Source organism: Lysobacter sp. MMG2 (genome assembly GCF_016735495.2).
Classification (GTDB): domain Bacteria; phylum Pseudomonadota; class Gammaproteobacteria; order Xanthomonadales; family Xanthomonadaceae; genus Lysobacter_J.
Map to the genome: position 1 here is coordinate 115130 of NZ_JAERQY020000001.1, position 15311 is coordinate 130440.

The 15311-nt window shown below is 66.1% G+C and carries 14 protein-coding genes; 4 read left to right on the plus strand and 10 right to left on the minus strand.

Annotation, left to right across the window (positions count from 1 at the left end; all coding sequences use genetic code 11):
- Window positions 1-61 precede the first annotated feature (61 nt).
- The 4 genes from JI752_RS00550 to JI752_RS00565 all read left to right on the plus strand — a co-directional run bounded on the left by JI752_RS00550 (window position 62) and on the right by JI752_RS00565 (window position 5080).
- On the plus strand, window positions 62-682 hold the full coding sequence (locus JI752_RS00550) for a TetR family transcriptional regulator (protein ID WP_216957968.1): 621 nt from the start codon (window positions 62-64) through the stop codon (window positions 680-682).
- 29 nt (window positions 683-711) lie between these two features.
- Window positions 712-3087, plus strand: coding sequence for a 3-hydroxyacyl-CoA dehydrogenase/enoyl-CoA hydratase family protein (locus JI752_RS00555; protein ID WP_216957970.1), 2376 nt, complete (start codon window positions 712-714; stop codon window positions 3085-3087).
- 114 nt (window positions 3088-3201) lie between these two features.
- Window positions 3202-4410: an acetyl-CoA C-acyltransferase gene (locus JI752_RS00560; protein WP_216957972.1), complete on the plus strand. Its 1209-nt coding sequence runs from the start codon at window positions 3202-3204 to the stop codon at window positions 4408-4410.
- Window positions 4411-4627: 217 nt separating this feature from the next.
- Window positions 4628-5080 (plus strand): glycine zipper 2TM domain-containing protein, encoded by a 453-nt coding sequence (locus JI752_RS00565; RefSeq protein ID WP_254200121.1) that lies wholly within the window; start codon window positions 4628-4630, stop codon window positions 5078-5080.
- Between the two features lie 67 nt (window positions 5081-5147).
- Here the strand turns inward: JI752_RS00565 and JI752_RS00570 are convergent, their stop codons facing one another.
- From JI752_RS00570 to cmk, 10 genes are all read right to left on the minus strand, one after another.
- A complete protein-coding gene (locus JI752_RS00570) occupies window positions 5148-5483 on the minus strand; it encodes a tRNA-binding protein (protein WP_216957974.1) in 336 nt (111 codons plus the stop codon).
- Window positions 5480-6826 (minus strand): FAD-binding oxidoreductase, encoded by a 1347-nt coding sequence (locus tag JI752_RS00575; RefSeq protein WP_254200123.1) that lies wholly within the window; start codon window positions 6824-6826, stop codon window positions 5480-5482. The genes JI752_RS00570 and JI752_RS00575 overlap by 4 nt, the downstream gene beginning before the upstream one ends.
- Window positions 6827-6866: 40 nt before the next feature.
- Window positions 6867-7766, minus strand: a complete 900-nt coding sequence (galU, locus tag JI752_RS00580) for a UTP--glucose-1-phosphate uridylyltransferase GalU (RefSeq protein ID WP_216957976.1) — start codon at window positions 7764-7766, stop codon at window positions 6867-6869.
- Window positions 7766-9676 (minus strand): nucleoside-diphosphate sugar epimerase/dehydratase, encoded by a 1911-nt coding sequence (locus tag JI752_RS00585; protein WP_216957977.1) that lies wholly within the window; start codon window positions 9674-9676, stop codon window positions 7766-7768. Before JI752_RS00585 ends, galU begins: the two co-directional genes overlap by 1 nt.
- A 40-nt stretch (window positions 9677-9716) precedes the next feature.
- Window positions 9717-10685, minus strand: coding sequence for a lipopolysaccharide biosynthesis protein (locus JI752_RS00590; protein ID WP_216957979.1), 969 nt, complete (start codon window positions 10683-10685; stop codon window positions 9717-9719).
- Between the two features lie 4 nt (window positions 10686-10689).
- Window positions 10690-11868, minus strand: a complete 1179-nt coding sequence (gene lapB, locus JI752_RS00595) for a lipopolysaccharide assembly protein LapB (protein WP_216957982.1) — start codon at window positions 11866-11868, stop codon at window positions 10690-10692.
- A gap of 3 nt (window positions 11869-11871) precedes the next feature.
- Complete coding sequence (locus tag JI752_RS00600) at window positions 11872-12135, minus strand: lipopolysaccharide assembly protein LapA domain-containing protein (protein ID WP_216957984.1); 264 nt, start codon at window positions 12133-12135, stop codon at window positions 11872-11874.
- 97 nt (window positions 12136-12232) lie between these two features.
- The gene (locus tag JI752_RS00605; RefSeq protein ID WP_216961677.1) at window positions 12233-12553 is read right to left on the minus strand and encodes an integration host factor subunit beta; all 321 of its coding nucleotides are present in this window, start codon (window positions 12551-12553) and stop codon (window positions 12233-12235) included.
- Window positions 12554-12646: 93 nt separating this feature from the next.
- The gene (gene rpsA / locus JI752_RS00610; protein ID WP_216957986.1) at window positions 12647-14335 is read right to left on the minus strand and encodes a 30S ribosomal protein S1; all 1689 of its coding nucleotides are present in this window, start codon (window positions 14333-14335) and stop codon (window positions 12647-12649) included.
- Between the two features lie 182 nt (window positions 14336-14517).
- Entirely contained in the window at window positions 14518-15195 is a 678-nt protein-coding gene (cmk, locus tag JI752_RS00615) for a (d)CMP kinase (protein WP_305799227.1), read from the minus strand.
- Between the last annotated feature and the right edge of the window lie 116 nt (window positions 15196-15311).

The window sequence follows — 15311 nt, forward strand, 5'->3', positions numbered from 1 at the left end:
CTAGCATCAAACAAGCGTTTGATTCACCCTCCGTCACCACCGCAGCCCCACCGCAGGACCCATGGCCACGACCGCCCATTTCTCCACCAAGGACCGAATTCTTGGCGCTGCCGAAGAGCTGTTCGCCCAGTTCGGCTTCACCGGCACCTCCCTGCGCCAGGTCACCAGCCGCGCGGACGTCAACATTGCCGCGGTCAACTACCACTTCGGCAGCAAGGAGAACCTTGTCAACGAGGTGTTCCGCCGCCGCATGGACGACATGAGCGCGCAGCGCCTGGGCGCGCTGAAAACCGCGCTGGAACAGCATCCGGGCGAACTCGAGCCGATCCTGGCCGCCTTCGTCCAGCCCGCGCTGGCGATGGCCCAGGACCGCCACGGCGGCGGCGCCTTCGTCCGCGTCGTGGCCCGCGCCTATGCCGAAAAGAACGACCGCCTGCGCAAGTTCCTGTCGGACCACTACGGCCACGTGCTGCGCGATTTCGCCAAGGCGATCGCCGGCTGCGTCCCGGGCCTGACCAAGGAAGAGCTGTACTGGCGTTTGGACTTCCTCGCCGGCGCCCTCACCTATGCCATGGCGGATTTCGGGCTGATCAAGCGCCCCGCCGGTGTCAGCGAGGCGACCCATCGCGAACGCGCGGCACGCGAGCTGATCCGCTTCGCCGCGGCCGGTTTCAAATCTTGATTTCTTGCTAAACCAAGGACTTGCATACCATGTCTAATAAACTGCTTGCACGGCGCGTCGCCGTGCTCGGCGCCGGCGTGATGGGCGCGCAGATCGCTGCCCACCTGACCAACGCGGGCGTCGACACCGTCCTGTTCGACCTTCCGGCCAAGGAAGGCGACCCCAACGGCGTGGTCGGCAAGGCCATCGCCAATCTGGCCAAGCTCAGCCCCGCTCCGCTGGCCAGCAAGTCGCTCGCCGAGCGCATCACGCCGGCCAACTACGAGACCGGCCTGGAACAGCTGCGTGGCTGCGACCTGATCATCGAGGCCATCGCCGAGCGGATGGACTGGAAGCAGGACCTCTACAAGAAGATCGCGCCGTTCGTGGCCGAGCACACGATCCTGGCCAGCAACACCTCGGGCCTGGGCATCAACAAGCTGGCCGAAGTGCTGCCGGAACAGCTGCGCCACCGCTTCTGCGGCGTGCACTTCTTCAATCCGCCTCGTTACATGCACCTGGCTGAGCTGATCCCGGCCAAGACCACCGACGCCGATGTGCTGACGGCGCTGGAAACCTTCCTGACCACCACGCTCGGCAAGGGCGTGGTGATCGCCAAGGACACCCCGAACTTCATCGGGAACCGCATCGGCGTGTTCTCGATGCTGGCCGCCATGCACCACACCGAGCAGTTCGGCCTGGGCTTCGACACGGTCGACGCGCTGACCGGCCCGGCCATCGGCCGCCCGAAGTCCGCCACCTACCGCACCGCCGACGTGGTCGGCCTGGACACGATGGCGCACGTCATCAAGACCATGGCCGACACCCTGCCGGACGATCCGTGGCACAAGTACTTCAAGGCGCCCAAGTGGCTGGCGGCGCTGATCGAGAAAGGCGCGCTGGGCCAGAAGACCGGCGCCGGCGTGTACACCAAGCGCGGCAAGGACATCCTCGTGCTCGACCTGGCCGCGCAGGACTTCCGCGCCTCGGCCGGTGAGCTCGATGCCGGTGTCGCCGCCCTACTCAAGGAAAAGGATCCGGCGAAGAAGTTCGCCGCCCTGCGCGCCAGCGAGCATCCGCAGGCGCAGTTCCTGTGGGCGATCTTCCGCGACAGCTTCCACTACAGCGCCTATCACCTTGAATCAATTGCCGAAACTGCGCGCGATGTCGACTTCGCCATGCGCTGGGGTTACGGCTGGTCGCTGGGCCCGTTCGAGACCTGGCAGGCCGCGGGCTGGAAGCAGGTTGCCGACTGGATCGCCGAGGACATCGTGGCCGGCAAGGCCATGAGCAGCGCACCGCTGCCGGACTGGGTGTTCGACGGCCGCGACGGCGTGCACGACAAGGACGGCAGCTACAGCCCCGCGCGCAAGGCGCAGGTGCCGCGCTCGTCGAACCCGGTCTATGCGCGCCAGCGTTTCCCCGACCCGGTGCTCGGCGAGAAGTTCTCGCAGGGCCGCACGGTGTTCGAGAACGACGGCATCCGCATGTGGGCCGACGAAGGCGACGACATCGCCGTCGTCAGCTTCAAGACCAAGATGCACACGGTCAACGACCACGTGCTCAACGGCCTGCAGGAAGCCGTCTCCATCGCCGAGCGCGATTTCGCCGGCCTGGTGATCTGGCAGCCGAAGGAACCGTTCTCCGCCGGCGCGGACCTGGCCGGTGCGCTGGGCCTGTTGCAGGCCGGCGACGTGAAGGGCTTCGAGGCGATGGTCGCCAACTTCCAGGCCACCAGCCAGCGCATCAAGTATTCGCTGGTGCCGGTCGTCGCGGCCGTGCGCGGCCTGGCGCTGGGCGGCGGCTGCGAGTTCCAGATGCACGCGGCCAAGTCCGTGTTCGCGCTGGAAAGCTACATCGGCCTGGTCGAAGCGGGCGTCGGCCTGCTGCCGGCCGGCGGCGGCCTGAAGGAATTCGCCGTGCGCGCCTCCGAAGCGGCCGGCCCGGGCGGCGACGTGTTCGCGCAGCTCAAGACCGCGTTCGAAAGCGTGGCGATGGGCAAGGTGTCCGCGTCCGCGTTCGAGGCGAAGGAACTCAAGCTCGCGCGCGAGGGCGACGCCGTCGTGTTCAACGCCTTCGAACTGCTGCACGTCGCCAAGGCACAGGCGCGCGCACTGGCCGAATCCGGCTACCGCCCGCCCCTGCCCGCACGCCGCATCCAGGTCGCCGGCGACGTCGGCATCGCCACGTTCAAGATGATGCTGGTGAACATGCTGGAGGGCTACTTCATCTCCAAGCACGACTACGAGATCGCCACGCGCATCGCCACCGTGCTGTGCGGCGGCGAAGTCGATCGTGGCGCGCTGGTGGATGAGGAATGGCTGCTCAAGCTCGAACGCGAACACTTCGTCGCGCTGGCGCAGATGCCCAAGACGCAGGAACGCATCGCGCACATGCTCAAGACCGGCAAGCCCTTGAGGAACTGAGATTCGGGACTCGAGATTCGGGATTCGCAATAGCGGCTCCCGAAACTCGCACTTCCCGCTTTCATCGAATCCCCAATCCCGAATCTCGAATCCCGTCACGGGAGAAATCAGACAATGACCAAGCAAATCCAAGACGCCTACATCGTCGCCGCCACCCGCACCCCGGTCGGCAAGGCGCCGCGCGGCGTGTTCCGCAATACCCGTCCCGATGAAATGCTCGCCCACGTGCTCAAGTCCGTGGTCGCGCAGGCACCGGGCATCGACCTGGGCCGCATCGACGACGCGATCATCGGCTGCGCCATGCCCGAAGGCGAGCAAGGCATGAACGTGGCGCGCATCGGCGCGCTGCTGGCCGGCCTGCCCAACACCATCGCCGCGCAGACCATCAACCGTTTCTGCTCGTCCGGCCTGCAGGCCGTGGCGATGGCGGCCGACCAGATCCGTCTGGGCAACGCCGACCTCATGCTCGCCGGCGGCACCGAGTCGATGTCGATGGTGCCGATGATGGGCAACAAGGTCGCGCTCAGTCCGCAGGTCTTCGCAAAGGACGAGAATGTCGCCATCGCCTACGGCATGGGCATCACCGCCGAGAAGGTCGCCGAGGAATGGAAGGTCTCGCGCGAGGAGCAGGACGCGTTCGCGCTCGCTTCGCACCAGAAGGCCATCGCGGCGATCCAGGCCGGTGAGTTCAAGAGCGAAATCACGCCGTATGAAGTGATCTCGCGCATTCCCGACCTGGCCGGCAACCTCGTGCGCGTCAAGAAGTCGATCGTCGAGATCGACGAAGGCCCGCGCCCGGATTCGTCGATCGAAGGACTCGCCAAGCTGCGCCCGGTGTTCCGCAACGGCCAGTTCGGCGGCAGCGTCACCGCGGGCAACAGCTCGCAGATGAGCGACGGCGCGGCCGGCGTGCTGCTGGCGTCGGAACAGGCGATCAAGGACTACGGCCTGACACCGCTCGCGCGCTTCGTCAGCTTCTCCGTCGCCGGCGTACGGCCGGAAGTGATGGGCATCGGCCCGATCGCGGCGATTCCGAAGGCGCTCAAGCAGGCGGGTCTGACGAAGGATCAGCTGGACTGGATCGAGCTCAACGAAGCCTTCGCCGCGCAGGCGCTGGCGGTCATCCGCGACAGCGGCCTGGATCCGTCCAAGGTCAATCCGCTGGGCGGCGCGATCGCACTGGGCCACCCGCTGGGCGCGACCGGTGCGATCCGCACCGCGACCATCGTGCACGGCATGCGTCGCCGCCAGCAGAAGTACGGCATGGTGACGATGTGCATCGGCACCGGCATGGGCGCGGCGGGTATTTTCGAAGCGCTCTGACGCCGCACGCATGCAGTACCCGAACGGGCGGCCGCGAGGCCGCCCGTTTGCGTTGCGGCCTTCTCGCCCTCTTCACGTCGCTGTCGCACCGCTGAGCCGAGCATCACGATGCGCCGTCTCGTTGAAGTCGTGTCGCAGGCAGGCGCCGGGGGCCCCCCTTCCCACGCCGGGAGTCATACGCCCTCGCCCCCGCTCGACCTTCGACAAGGAGAACTCCATGTTCAAGCGCAATCCCGCACGTTCCATGTTGATCGCCATGTTGCTGACGCTGCTCGCGGCGTGCGCCACGACCACACCCGGCTCCATGCAGGGCGCCGTGGAAGTCCGCTCCGGCGTGATCGAGCAGATCACCGACGTCCAGATCTCCAACACCAAGACCCGGGGCCTGGGAGCAGTGGTCGGCGGCGCACTCGGCCTGGGCGTTGGCAGCCTGATCGGCGGCGGCACCGGGCGCGATGTGGCGATGGTGCTCGGCACGATCGGCGGCGCGGTCACCGGCAACCAGGTCCAGCGGCGCAACCAGCAGCCGATTCCGGGTCACGACATCATCGTGCGACTCACCAACGGCGTGCTCGTGTCGGTGACACAGGAGCCGACCAACCTGCGCGTCGGACAGAAGGTCTTCATCCAGGGCAGCGGCGAAGACGCCCGCGTGACGCCGGCGAAGTAAGTCCACTGACGACGGAACGAAAGAAGGCGGCCGCGGCCGCCTTCTTTGCTTGCGGGTCTGCGTGATCTCAGGCCATGCGGGTTCCGTTGGGGACGGGTCGCTCGATGGTGGTGATCACCACGCCCTCGTCCGTCGGGAATCCGGTCAGCAGGAATTCCGAGATGAACGGTCCCACCTGCTTGGGCGGAAAATTGATGACGCCGACGATCTGGCGGCCGACGAGATCTTCGGCGGAGTAAAGATGCCTGACCTGCGCGCTGGTCTTGCGCACGCCATGCGGGCCGAAGTCCACCCACAGTTTCCACGCGGGCTTGCGTGCTTCGGGGAACTCCTCCACGCGCTGCACCGTGCCGGCGCAGAGCATCACCTTCTCGAAGTCGCCCCAGCTGATCGTCTCGCTCATCCTGCCCTCGCCCGCTCCACGCGGTCTTTCCATTCGTCCTGGAGTTCGGCCCACCAGTAGCTCAGTTGCGCGCCGATGAAGCCGACGGGCTTCATCGCCGATACCAGCCCATAGTGGCTCAGTTCGCGCCAGCGTTCGTCGCCCTGCGCGATTGCGCTGGCCAGCAGTTCGCCCGCGAACGTCGTCGGTGCGACTCCGTGCCCACCGAATGCCTGCGCCAACCACAGCCCATCATCGATCGCGCCCAGTTGCGGCATCTGGTGCCGCGCATAGCTCATCAGCCCGGACCAGGCGTGATCGATGCGCACGCCATCCAGTTGCGGGAACACCTTGAGCATGTCGGCGTAGAGCAGCTTCTCCACTTCCGCTGGGGAACGGTCGCGCACCGAAATGCGCCCGCCCCACAGCAGCCGCGTATCGGGCAACGGGCGGTAGTAATCGAAAGCGAAGCGCGTGTCATAAACGGCCGCGCGCATGGTCATGATCTCGTCCAGACGCGCGTCCAGGGGCTGCGTCACCATCACGTAGGTCGCGATCGGCAGCACGCCGGCATCCACTTCCTCACGCAATCCGGCCAGATAGCCGCCACAGGCGAGCACGACCTGATCCGCCTCCACCGCACCATCAGGGGTGCGCACGCGCCATCCCCGACCATTGCGTTCCAGCGCGATGGCGGGCGACTGTTCGTGGATCGCGACACCCTGCGCCATCGCCGCACGGGCAATCCCACGTGCGTACTTCAGTGGGTGGAAATGGAACGCCTGGGGCTCGAAGAGGCCATCGTGGTAGCGCTGCGTCCGCACCCGTGCGCGCAGGTTTTCAGTCGCAACCCATTCCCAATGCACGTCGTAGTTCCGCTGCAGCAGCGCCTGTCGCTCACGCAGCACGCGAGGATCACGGAACCAGTTGGCCCACAGCACGCCCGCGTCGACGCGGTCGCAATCGATGGCGTAACGATCGGTGCGGGCGCGGATCAGTTCGACCGCCTGCGTGGTACCGGTATAGAGGCGGCGCGCGCGATCGGGCCCCAGCTCACGCATCAGGCTGTCCTCGCCGCGCGAGAACCCGCCGAACACGAAACCGCCGTTGCGCCCCGACGCGCCAAAGCCCACCCGGTGCGACTCCAGCAGGACGACATCGCGCACCCCGCGTTCGACCAGGCCCAGCGCGGTGTTGAGGCCGGCGAACCCGCCTCCGACCACGCACACGCTCGCGGAACTCGCGCCACGCAGCTGGCCGAACCCGAGCTCACGCTCGGGGACGGTCGCGGTGTAGTAGTTGGAACTCAGGCCGGTCATCGCCATGGACACCTTCGCGGCCGGCGGATACGCGGCCGCTTGCATCCACACAGTCTAGCGACGCGACGGGCCTTCCTGCGCGGGCTCAGCCCAGCTCTTCGACGCCCAGTTCGGACAGCGCGTTCTGCATCAGCTGACGCGCCGAATCGCTCAGCTTCTCGTGGTCGAGCGCATAGCGGATCGTGGCTTCGATGAGGCCAATGTGCGTGCCGCAGTCGAAGCGCGTGCCCTGGAAGCGGTACGCGTTGACCGCCTCTTCCTGCAGCAGCGCCGCGATGGCGTCGGTCAGCTGGATCTCGCCGCCGGCACCGGGCTGCGTGGACTCCAGCAGCGAGAAAATGCGCGGATTGAGCACGTAGCGGCCTACAACGGCGAGGTTGCTCGGTGCCACTTCGGGCTTGGGCTTCTCGACGATGCCGCGGATGCGACCCTGGCGCGACTGGAACGGGTCGGTAGCCACGATGCCGTAGCTCGCGGTCTGCTCATGCGGAACATCCTGCACGGCGATCATGCTCGCGCCCGTGGCTTCGGCCGCGTCCGCCATCTGCTTGAGTGCACCCGGGCCGCGATTCCAGATGAGATCGTCCGGCAGCAACACGGCGAAGGGCTCATCGCCCACGACCGGCTTCGCGCACAACACGGCATGGCCCAGGCCCAGCGCTTCGGCCTGGGTAACGAACACTGCGCGCACGCCTTCGGGGAGCACGTTGCGCACCAGTTCCAGCTGTTCGGTCTTGCCGCTGCGCTCAAGCTTCTGCTCAAGCTCGTAGGCCTTGTCGAAGTAGTCCGCGACGGCGTGCTTGTAGCGGTTGGTCACGAAGATCAGCGTGTCGCAACCGGCCTCGATGGCCTCATCGACCGCGTACTGGATCAGCGGCCGATCGATGATCGGCAGCATTTCCTTCGGAACCGTCTTGGTGGCCGGGAGAAAGCGGGTCCCCAGACCGGCGACCGGGAAAACAGCCTTGCGAATGCGTGCGGACATCAAACCTTCCTGGCGTTACGTGCGGGAAACGCCACCACGGTGGCCGATTCCTGGTAATCAGGATGTGCACCCACCGGCTGGAACTCCGGCACGGCCATCCGCAGAAGGTGGCCGAGCAGGTCCAGGTCGTAACGGACACTCGCGTCGCGCAGCTGCCCGATCGCGTTGTCGATATGCGCGGCCGAAACATCTCGCGGCTCGGCCTGCAGGATCTTGGGATGTGCCGTTTGACGGTAGCGCTCATCCGCGTGGAAAAGCGTCTCGTGCAATTTTTCACCGGGCCGCAGACCGGTGTAAACCACGGCAATGTCGCGCCCAGGATGCTTGCCAGCCAAGCGGATCATCTGCTCTGCGAGCAGGCGGATCGGCACGGGCTCGCCCATGTCGAGGGTGTAGATGGCTTCATGCGTGCCGATCGCCGAGGCCTGCAGGATCAGCTGGCAGGCTTCGGGGATGGTCATGAAGAATCGCGTGACCTCCGGATCGGTCACGGTGACCGGGCCACCGGCGCGGATCTGTTCGCGGAACAGCGGCACGACGCTGCCGGCCGAATCGAGCACGTTGCCGAACCGCACGGTCACAAAGCGCGTGGCGCGCTGGCCGGCCAGCGACTGGCAGGCCATCTCGGCAAGCCGCTTGGTCGCACCCAGCACGTTGACCGGATCGACCGCCTTGTCGGTGGAGATGAGGACGAAGGTGCCCACGTCCGAGTTACGGCAAGCGCGGGCGACGGTCTCCGTGGCCAACACGTTGTTGCGCACCGCCTCTCGCAACTGCAATTCGAGCAACGGCACCTGCTTGTACGCGGCAGCATGGAATACGGCATCGGGCTCGGCGAGCTTGAGCGCGTGCGCGATCACGGCCGGATCGCCGCAGTCACCGAGGACGGAGATGTACTCCAGGTCCGGGAAGTCGCGCTTGAGCGCGGCCTCGGTCGTGGTCAGCGCAAGTTCGTCGATCTCGATCAGGGCGATGCGACGCGCGCCGTGACGAGCGCACTGACGGCAAAGCTCCGAGCCGATCGAACCACCGGCACCGGTGACCAGCACCGAGCGCGCACCGAGCCAGCCGCGAATCGCCTTCCAGTCCGGAAGCACGGGCTTGCGGCCGAGCAGGTCTTCGATCGCGACTTCCTTGAGCTCGCCCGGCAGCGAACGGCCTTCGAGCACATCCTGGAGCTTGGGCACCATGCGGAACGGCAGGCCGGTGCGTTCGCAGGCGACCACGACGCGCTGCAGCGCATTGGCATCGGCGGACGGCATGGCGATCACCAGCAGCTTCGCCGCGGTTTCGCGGGCGATCTCGGCAACGTCCTGCACGCGGCCCAGCACGGGCACACCTTGCACCTTGCTCCCACGCAGACGCACGGCGTCGTCGAGGAAACCCACCGGCTGATAGGTACCCGAACGGCGCAGGTCGCGCACCAGCGCCTCACCCGCATGCCCGGCGCCGAGAATGAGGATGCGCACCGATGCCTTGGTGGCCGATTCGACGCGGCTGTCCTTCCATGCGCGGTACAGCAGTCGCGGCGCGCCGAGCATGCCCATCAGCACGAGCGGATACAGCACCAGGACGGTGCGCGGGACGGTTCCCAGACGGTTGTAGAGGAACAGGCCCAGGACGATGGCGAACAAGCCCAGGACCGATGCCTTCAGGATGTTCCAAAGGTCGGGAACGCCGGCGAAGCGCCAAAGCCCTCGATACAGGCCGACCTGCCAGAACACCAGGCCCTGGGCCGCGAGGACCAGGGCGATCTCGGCCGACCACAGCGGGATCGCAGGCGCATTGGCCTCGATGCCCCAACGCAGACGATGCAGGGCCTGCCAAACAACCCAGACCATCGCGAGATCGTGCGCAACCACCGCAACGCGCGGCAGGCCGCCTTTCAACCGATCACGCCATGAGCTCATCCTTCGCCCCTTCTTCGTCTTTCGAACTGCCAATATTCAATCAGGAAGCTGCGCCCGAGAATTTCTTCTGCAGGGCAAGCCAAAAAAAAGCGCAGCACATATACCACGCAGCTGTGGTACCGGCGATGAAGAACGCATCACGCGGTGCTACCCCCCAGCCCAGAAGTATGACCAATAGCAAAATGGCTGCATAGGCAAGGGTTACGCGACTGTGACCGGTGCCTCGAGCCCAGGCCTGATAGGCATGCTGTGTATGAGGGGTCCACCAACGCTCGCCTCGCAGGAGGCGACGCAGGAGGGTCAAGCCGGCGTCGACCAGGAACACCGAGACCGGGAGCAGGACCAGTGTCGCCTTGTCGCCAAGGCGCGCGCCCGCCACGGCGCACAAGGCGCCCAGGGCAAAGCCGATCGCACCGCTGCCTACGTCGCCCATGAAGATGCGCGCGCGCGGGAAATTGAAGGGAAGAAAGCCCGCGCAGCCTGCCGCCAGGGCCAGCGCCAACAAGCTCCAGGCCCCGCCGGCCAGTGCGGCCAGTCCCAGGGCCGCGATCAGCGCCTGGCTCGCGGCCAGGCCGTTGATACCGTCCATGAAGTTCCAGACGTTGGTCAGCACCAGCGTTCCGGCGAACGCGGCAACGCCCACCAGCACCGAGTCGTACACATCGCCGATGACCAGCGCGAAAAGCGCCGATGCCAGGACATGGACGCCCAGGCGCAACCACGGTGACAACGGCCGGTGATCGTCCACCCAGCCAATGCCCGCCACGAGCAGCAGCCCGATGCCGAAGGCGAGCATCAAAGGCGCCTGATCCGGATGGCGCACTCCCAGCGCGGCCGCCGCGACCAGCAGCGAGATCACGATCGCGATGCCACCGCCGCGCGGCGTCGCCACGGTGTGGCTGCGCCGCTCACCGGGCTGGTCCACCAGCGCTTGCCGGATCGCGTAACGGCGCGCGAGCCACGTGCCCGCCACCACGATGCAGAAATGCAACACCAGCCATTCGAGCATGCGATCAGACCACCGCGTAGTTCAGCAGCGGCTTGATCGTGCCCCACTCCTTGCAGCTCGGGCACTGCCAGTGGTGGCTGCGCGCACCGAAACCGCAACGGTTGCACCGGTAGCTCGGATTGCGCACGAGCAACTGGTCGGTGATGTGCTTCAGATCGTGCAGCGTGGCCGCAGGATCGGCCCCCTCGGCCAGGGTCAGGTCGATCAGCGCCGCTTCGCCTCGCACCGAAGGACGATCCTTCAGCTGGCGCGCCAGGTATGCGCGTGCCGCCGGCACACCCTCTTCGCCTTCGACCATGCGCGTAAGCGCAAGCACCGGCGCGATGCCGCGGTAGTGCTCGGTCATTTCGGCCAGGAACGCGCGCGCGCCGGTGGCATCGCCCACGCGGGCATAGCAATCCAGCAGCGACGGCAGGATCTCCGGCAGGTAGTCCGGATCCACACGCGCCACGCGTTCGAATGCGCGGATCGCGCCGGCGTCGTTGCCTGCGTCCACTTCCAAACGCCCCTCGATCATGCCGGCACGAACAGAGTTGGCATCGGCCTCGTAGGCGCGCTTGACCGCTTCGCGCGCGGCGTCGGTGTCGCCTGCAACACGATGGCGATCGGCCAGCTCGCATTCGAACTGGGCGATGAGCTTGCCCATGGGCTCGCCCGTGGCCTCTTCGTAGCGGCGAGCATTCTCGATCGCCTTGTCCCAGTCGCGCTCGGACTGGTAGATGCCGATGAGATGACGCAGTGCCAGCGGCGCGCGCATGTCCAGCGCGACCAGATCGGAGAAGACGGTCTCGGCGCGATCGAGCAGACCCGAGCGCATGTAATCCTCGCCCAGCGCGAGCAACGCCTGCACGCGCTGCTGGTCGCTCAGGCCCGGACGCTGCACCAGCGCCTGGTGCAGACGGATCGCGCGATCGACCTCGCCGCGACGACGGAACAGATGGCCGAGCGCGACCTGGGTTTCGAAAGTGTCCTTGTCGAGTTCGGCGATGTGCAGGAATAGCTCGATCGCTTTGTCGGGCTGTTCGTTGAGCAGGTAGTTCAGGCCGCGGAAGTAGGTCGTCGAGAGCCGGCTGACCTGTGTGTCGCTATGCCGCTCGCCGCCACGACGGCCGATGATCCAGCCACTGACCGCCGCGATGGGCAGCAGAAGAAAGAACCAGAACCACTCACTGATGAAAGCCATGCATCAACTTCCGGAAGTGGGCGCGATGTTCGCACCCGGACGTTCGGCGCGCGCCAGGCGACGGCGCAACGGCAGGACCACGCTGGCGCTGATCGCCAGACCACCGATCAGCACGCCCAACAGCAGTGCGACCAGCAGCGACACGCCGAGGTTGGTCGACAACCGCGAGAATCCCAGATCGACCATGACCGGCGCGCGATTCAACGCGCCCACGATGGCACCTGCCGCCAGACACGCGATCGCGATGAGGAAACGGAGCAGGCGCATGACGGCCTCCAGGGACCGCGTTGGTCTGCGTTAGCTTAACGGACCTTGTTCGCAGGTCCAGAGGAAGGACGGCGCCAGGGCGCCGCGATGCCCTGCCCTACTCGGCTTCGTCCAGCGGCACCACGCCGCTGACGCGCTCGCGCAGTTCCTTGCCGGGCTTGAAGTGCGGGACGTGCTTGCCCGGCAGCGCGACGGACTCGCCCGTCTTCGGGTTGCGGCCCAGGCGCGGCGGACGGTAATGCAGGGAAAAACTGCCGAAGCCGCGGATTTCGATCCGCTCTCCGGTGGCGAGCGAGCCTCCCATCATTTCCAGGAGCGCCTTCACCGCCAGATCCACGTCCTCGCCCTTCAGATGGGCCTGACGCTGGGAGAGGATCTCGATGAGTTCGGACTTGGTCATGCACGCTCGGGCTGGAATCGCCGCGCGAAGGCGGCCGGTTGCGAGGGGCTCGTATGTCGAAGGCGGCCCGGACGAGCCGGACCGCCTTCGTTTGCAACGCTACAGCGGGTATTACTCGGACTTGTTGCCCAGCTGCTCGCGCAGCAGCGCGCCCAGCTTGGTCGTGCCGCTGGAGGCATCGGCCGAGGCGCGGTTGTAATCCGCCAGGGCTTCCTGCTGCTCGGCTTCGTCCTTGGCCTTGATCGACAGCTGCATCGAACGGCCCTTGCGGTCCGTGCCGATGATCTTGGCTTCGATTTCCTGGCCGACCTTCAGGTACTGCGAAGCGTCTTCGACGCGCTCCTTGGCGATGTCGCGGGCGGCGATGTAGCCCTCCACGCCATTGTCCAGTTCGACGGTCGCGCCCTTGGCGTCGACTTCCTTCACGGTGCCCTTGACGATGGAGCCCTTGGCGTTGGACGCCACGTACTGGCCCATCGGGTCCTGCTCAAGCTGCTTGACGCCCAGGCTGATGCGCTCGCGCTCCGGGTCCACGGCAAGAACAACGGCTTCCAGCGTGTCGCCCTTCTTGAAGTTGCGGACCACGTCTTCGCCGGTGGTGTTCCAGCTGAGGTCGGACAGGTGCACCAGGCCATCGATACCGCCGTCCAGGCCGATGAAGATGCCGAAGTCGGTGATCGACTTGATCTGGCCCGACACCTTGTCGCCCTTCTTGTGGATGGCGGCGAAGGTTTCCCACGGATTGCTGGTGACCTGCTTCATGCCCAGCGAGATGCGGCGACGCTCCTCGTCGACGTCCAGGACCATGACCTGAACCTCGTCGCCGACCTGCACGATCTTGGACGGGTTGACGTTCTTGTTGGTCCAGTCCATCTCGGACACGTGCACCAGGCCTTCCACGCCCGGCTCGATCTCGACGAACGCGCCGTAATCGGTGACGTTGGAGACCTTGCCGAACACGCGGGTGTTAGCCGGGTAGCGACGGGCGATGTTGTCCCACGGATCCTCGCCCAGCTGCTTCAGGCCGAGGCTGACGCGGTTGCGCTCGCGGTCGTACTTGAGCACGCGGACGTCCAGCTCCTGGCCGACTTCCACGACTTCCGACGGGTGACGCACGCGCTTCCACGCCATGTCGGTGATGTGCAGCAGGCCGTCGATGCCGCCCAGGTCCACGAACGCGCCGTAGTCGGTGAGGTTCTTGACCACACCCTTGAGGATCGCGCCTTCCTGCAGCTTCTCGAGCAGCTGCTCGCGCTCAACGCTGTACTCGCTCTCGACCACCGCACGGCGGGAGACGACGATGTTGTTGCGCTTGCGATCGAGCTTGATGAGCTTGAACTCGAGTTCCTTGCCCTCGAGGTAAGCCGAGTCGCGCACCGGGCGCACGTCGACCAGGGAGCCCGGCAGGAAGCCGCGCACGTCCTTAATGTCGACGGTGAAACCGCCCTTGACCTTGCCGCTGATGCGGCCGGTGATGGTCTCGTTCTTCTCGAGCGCCTGCTCGAGTTCGTCCCACACCATGGCGCGCTTGGCCTTCTCGCGCGAGAGCACGGTCTCGCCGAAGCCGTTCTCGATCGAGTCGAGTGCGACCTTGACTTCGTCGCCCACGCCCACGTCGATCTCACCGGCGTCGTTCCGGAACTGTTCGATCGGCACGATGCCTTCAGACTTCAGGCCGGCGTTGATCACCACCACGTCGCCGCGGACTTCCACGACGACGCCGGTGACGATGGCGCCCGGCTTCAGCTTGGCCAGATTGGTCTGGCTCTGTTCAAACAGTTCGGCAAATGATTCGGTCATTGTTGAAATACTCGGTTGAACACACGGGCCGCACCGGCTGTCAGGGCCATCCACGTTGGAAGGCATCAAGCAGCGCGTGGTCGACCCACCCGTTGTGTGGCGCGATGAAGCCACGCCATGTGTTGTGGTTGAACCATCGCGGGATTGCGATGGCACTTGCTTCTGCAGCGGTCGAAACGCACTCAGCGCGCAGGCAGCAATGCCAGCACGCGTTCGACGACGTCTTCAATGCCGAGACCGGTGGTGTCGATGCGAACGGCGTCATCGGCCGGTCGCAACGGTGCCACCGCGCGACTGGCATCGCGGGCGTCGCGGGCGAGGATCTCCCGCAGCAGACCGTCTAAATTAACGGAAACTCCCTTGTCTTTCAACTGCTTATAGCGCCTTTCCGCTCTTTCTTCGGCGCTGGCGGTCAGAAACACCTTGTAGGGGGCGTCCGGGAAGATCACCGTGCCCATGTCCCGCCCGTCGGCCACCAGGCCCGGGGGCTGCCGGAAGACGCGCTGGCGGTCCTTCAGGGCGGCCCGCACCTCGGGAATGGCCGCAATGGCGGACGCGGCCGCCCCGGCCGTCTCGGTGCGCAGTTCGTCGGTGGCGTCCACCCCGTTCACCACGATCCGCAGCTCGCGGGTGGACGGATCCTCGATGAACTCGATCTGGGTATCGAAGGTGCAGCGCACCAATGCCGCCGGATCGGCCAGATCGACGTCCGCCCAGCCGGCGGCCACGGCGACCGCGCGGTACAGGGCCCCGGAATCCAGGTAGTGCCAACCCTGGCGGGCGGCGACGAGACGGCTGATGGTGCCCTTGCCGGAGCCGGAGGGGCCGTCGATGGTGAGGACGGGAACGCTGTTTTGCAGGTTTGGGCTGTTCATACGAACATTATGCAGCCCCGCCTGCGCGACCCGAAAAGCGGGCGTGCGCCCTGCCTCGACGGCGGGCCACGACAATTCTTTCGTGCAACCACTTGATCGAT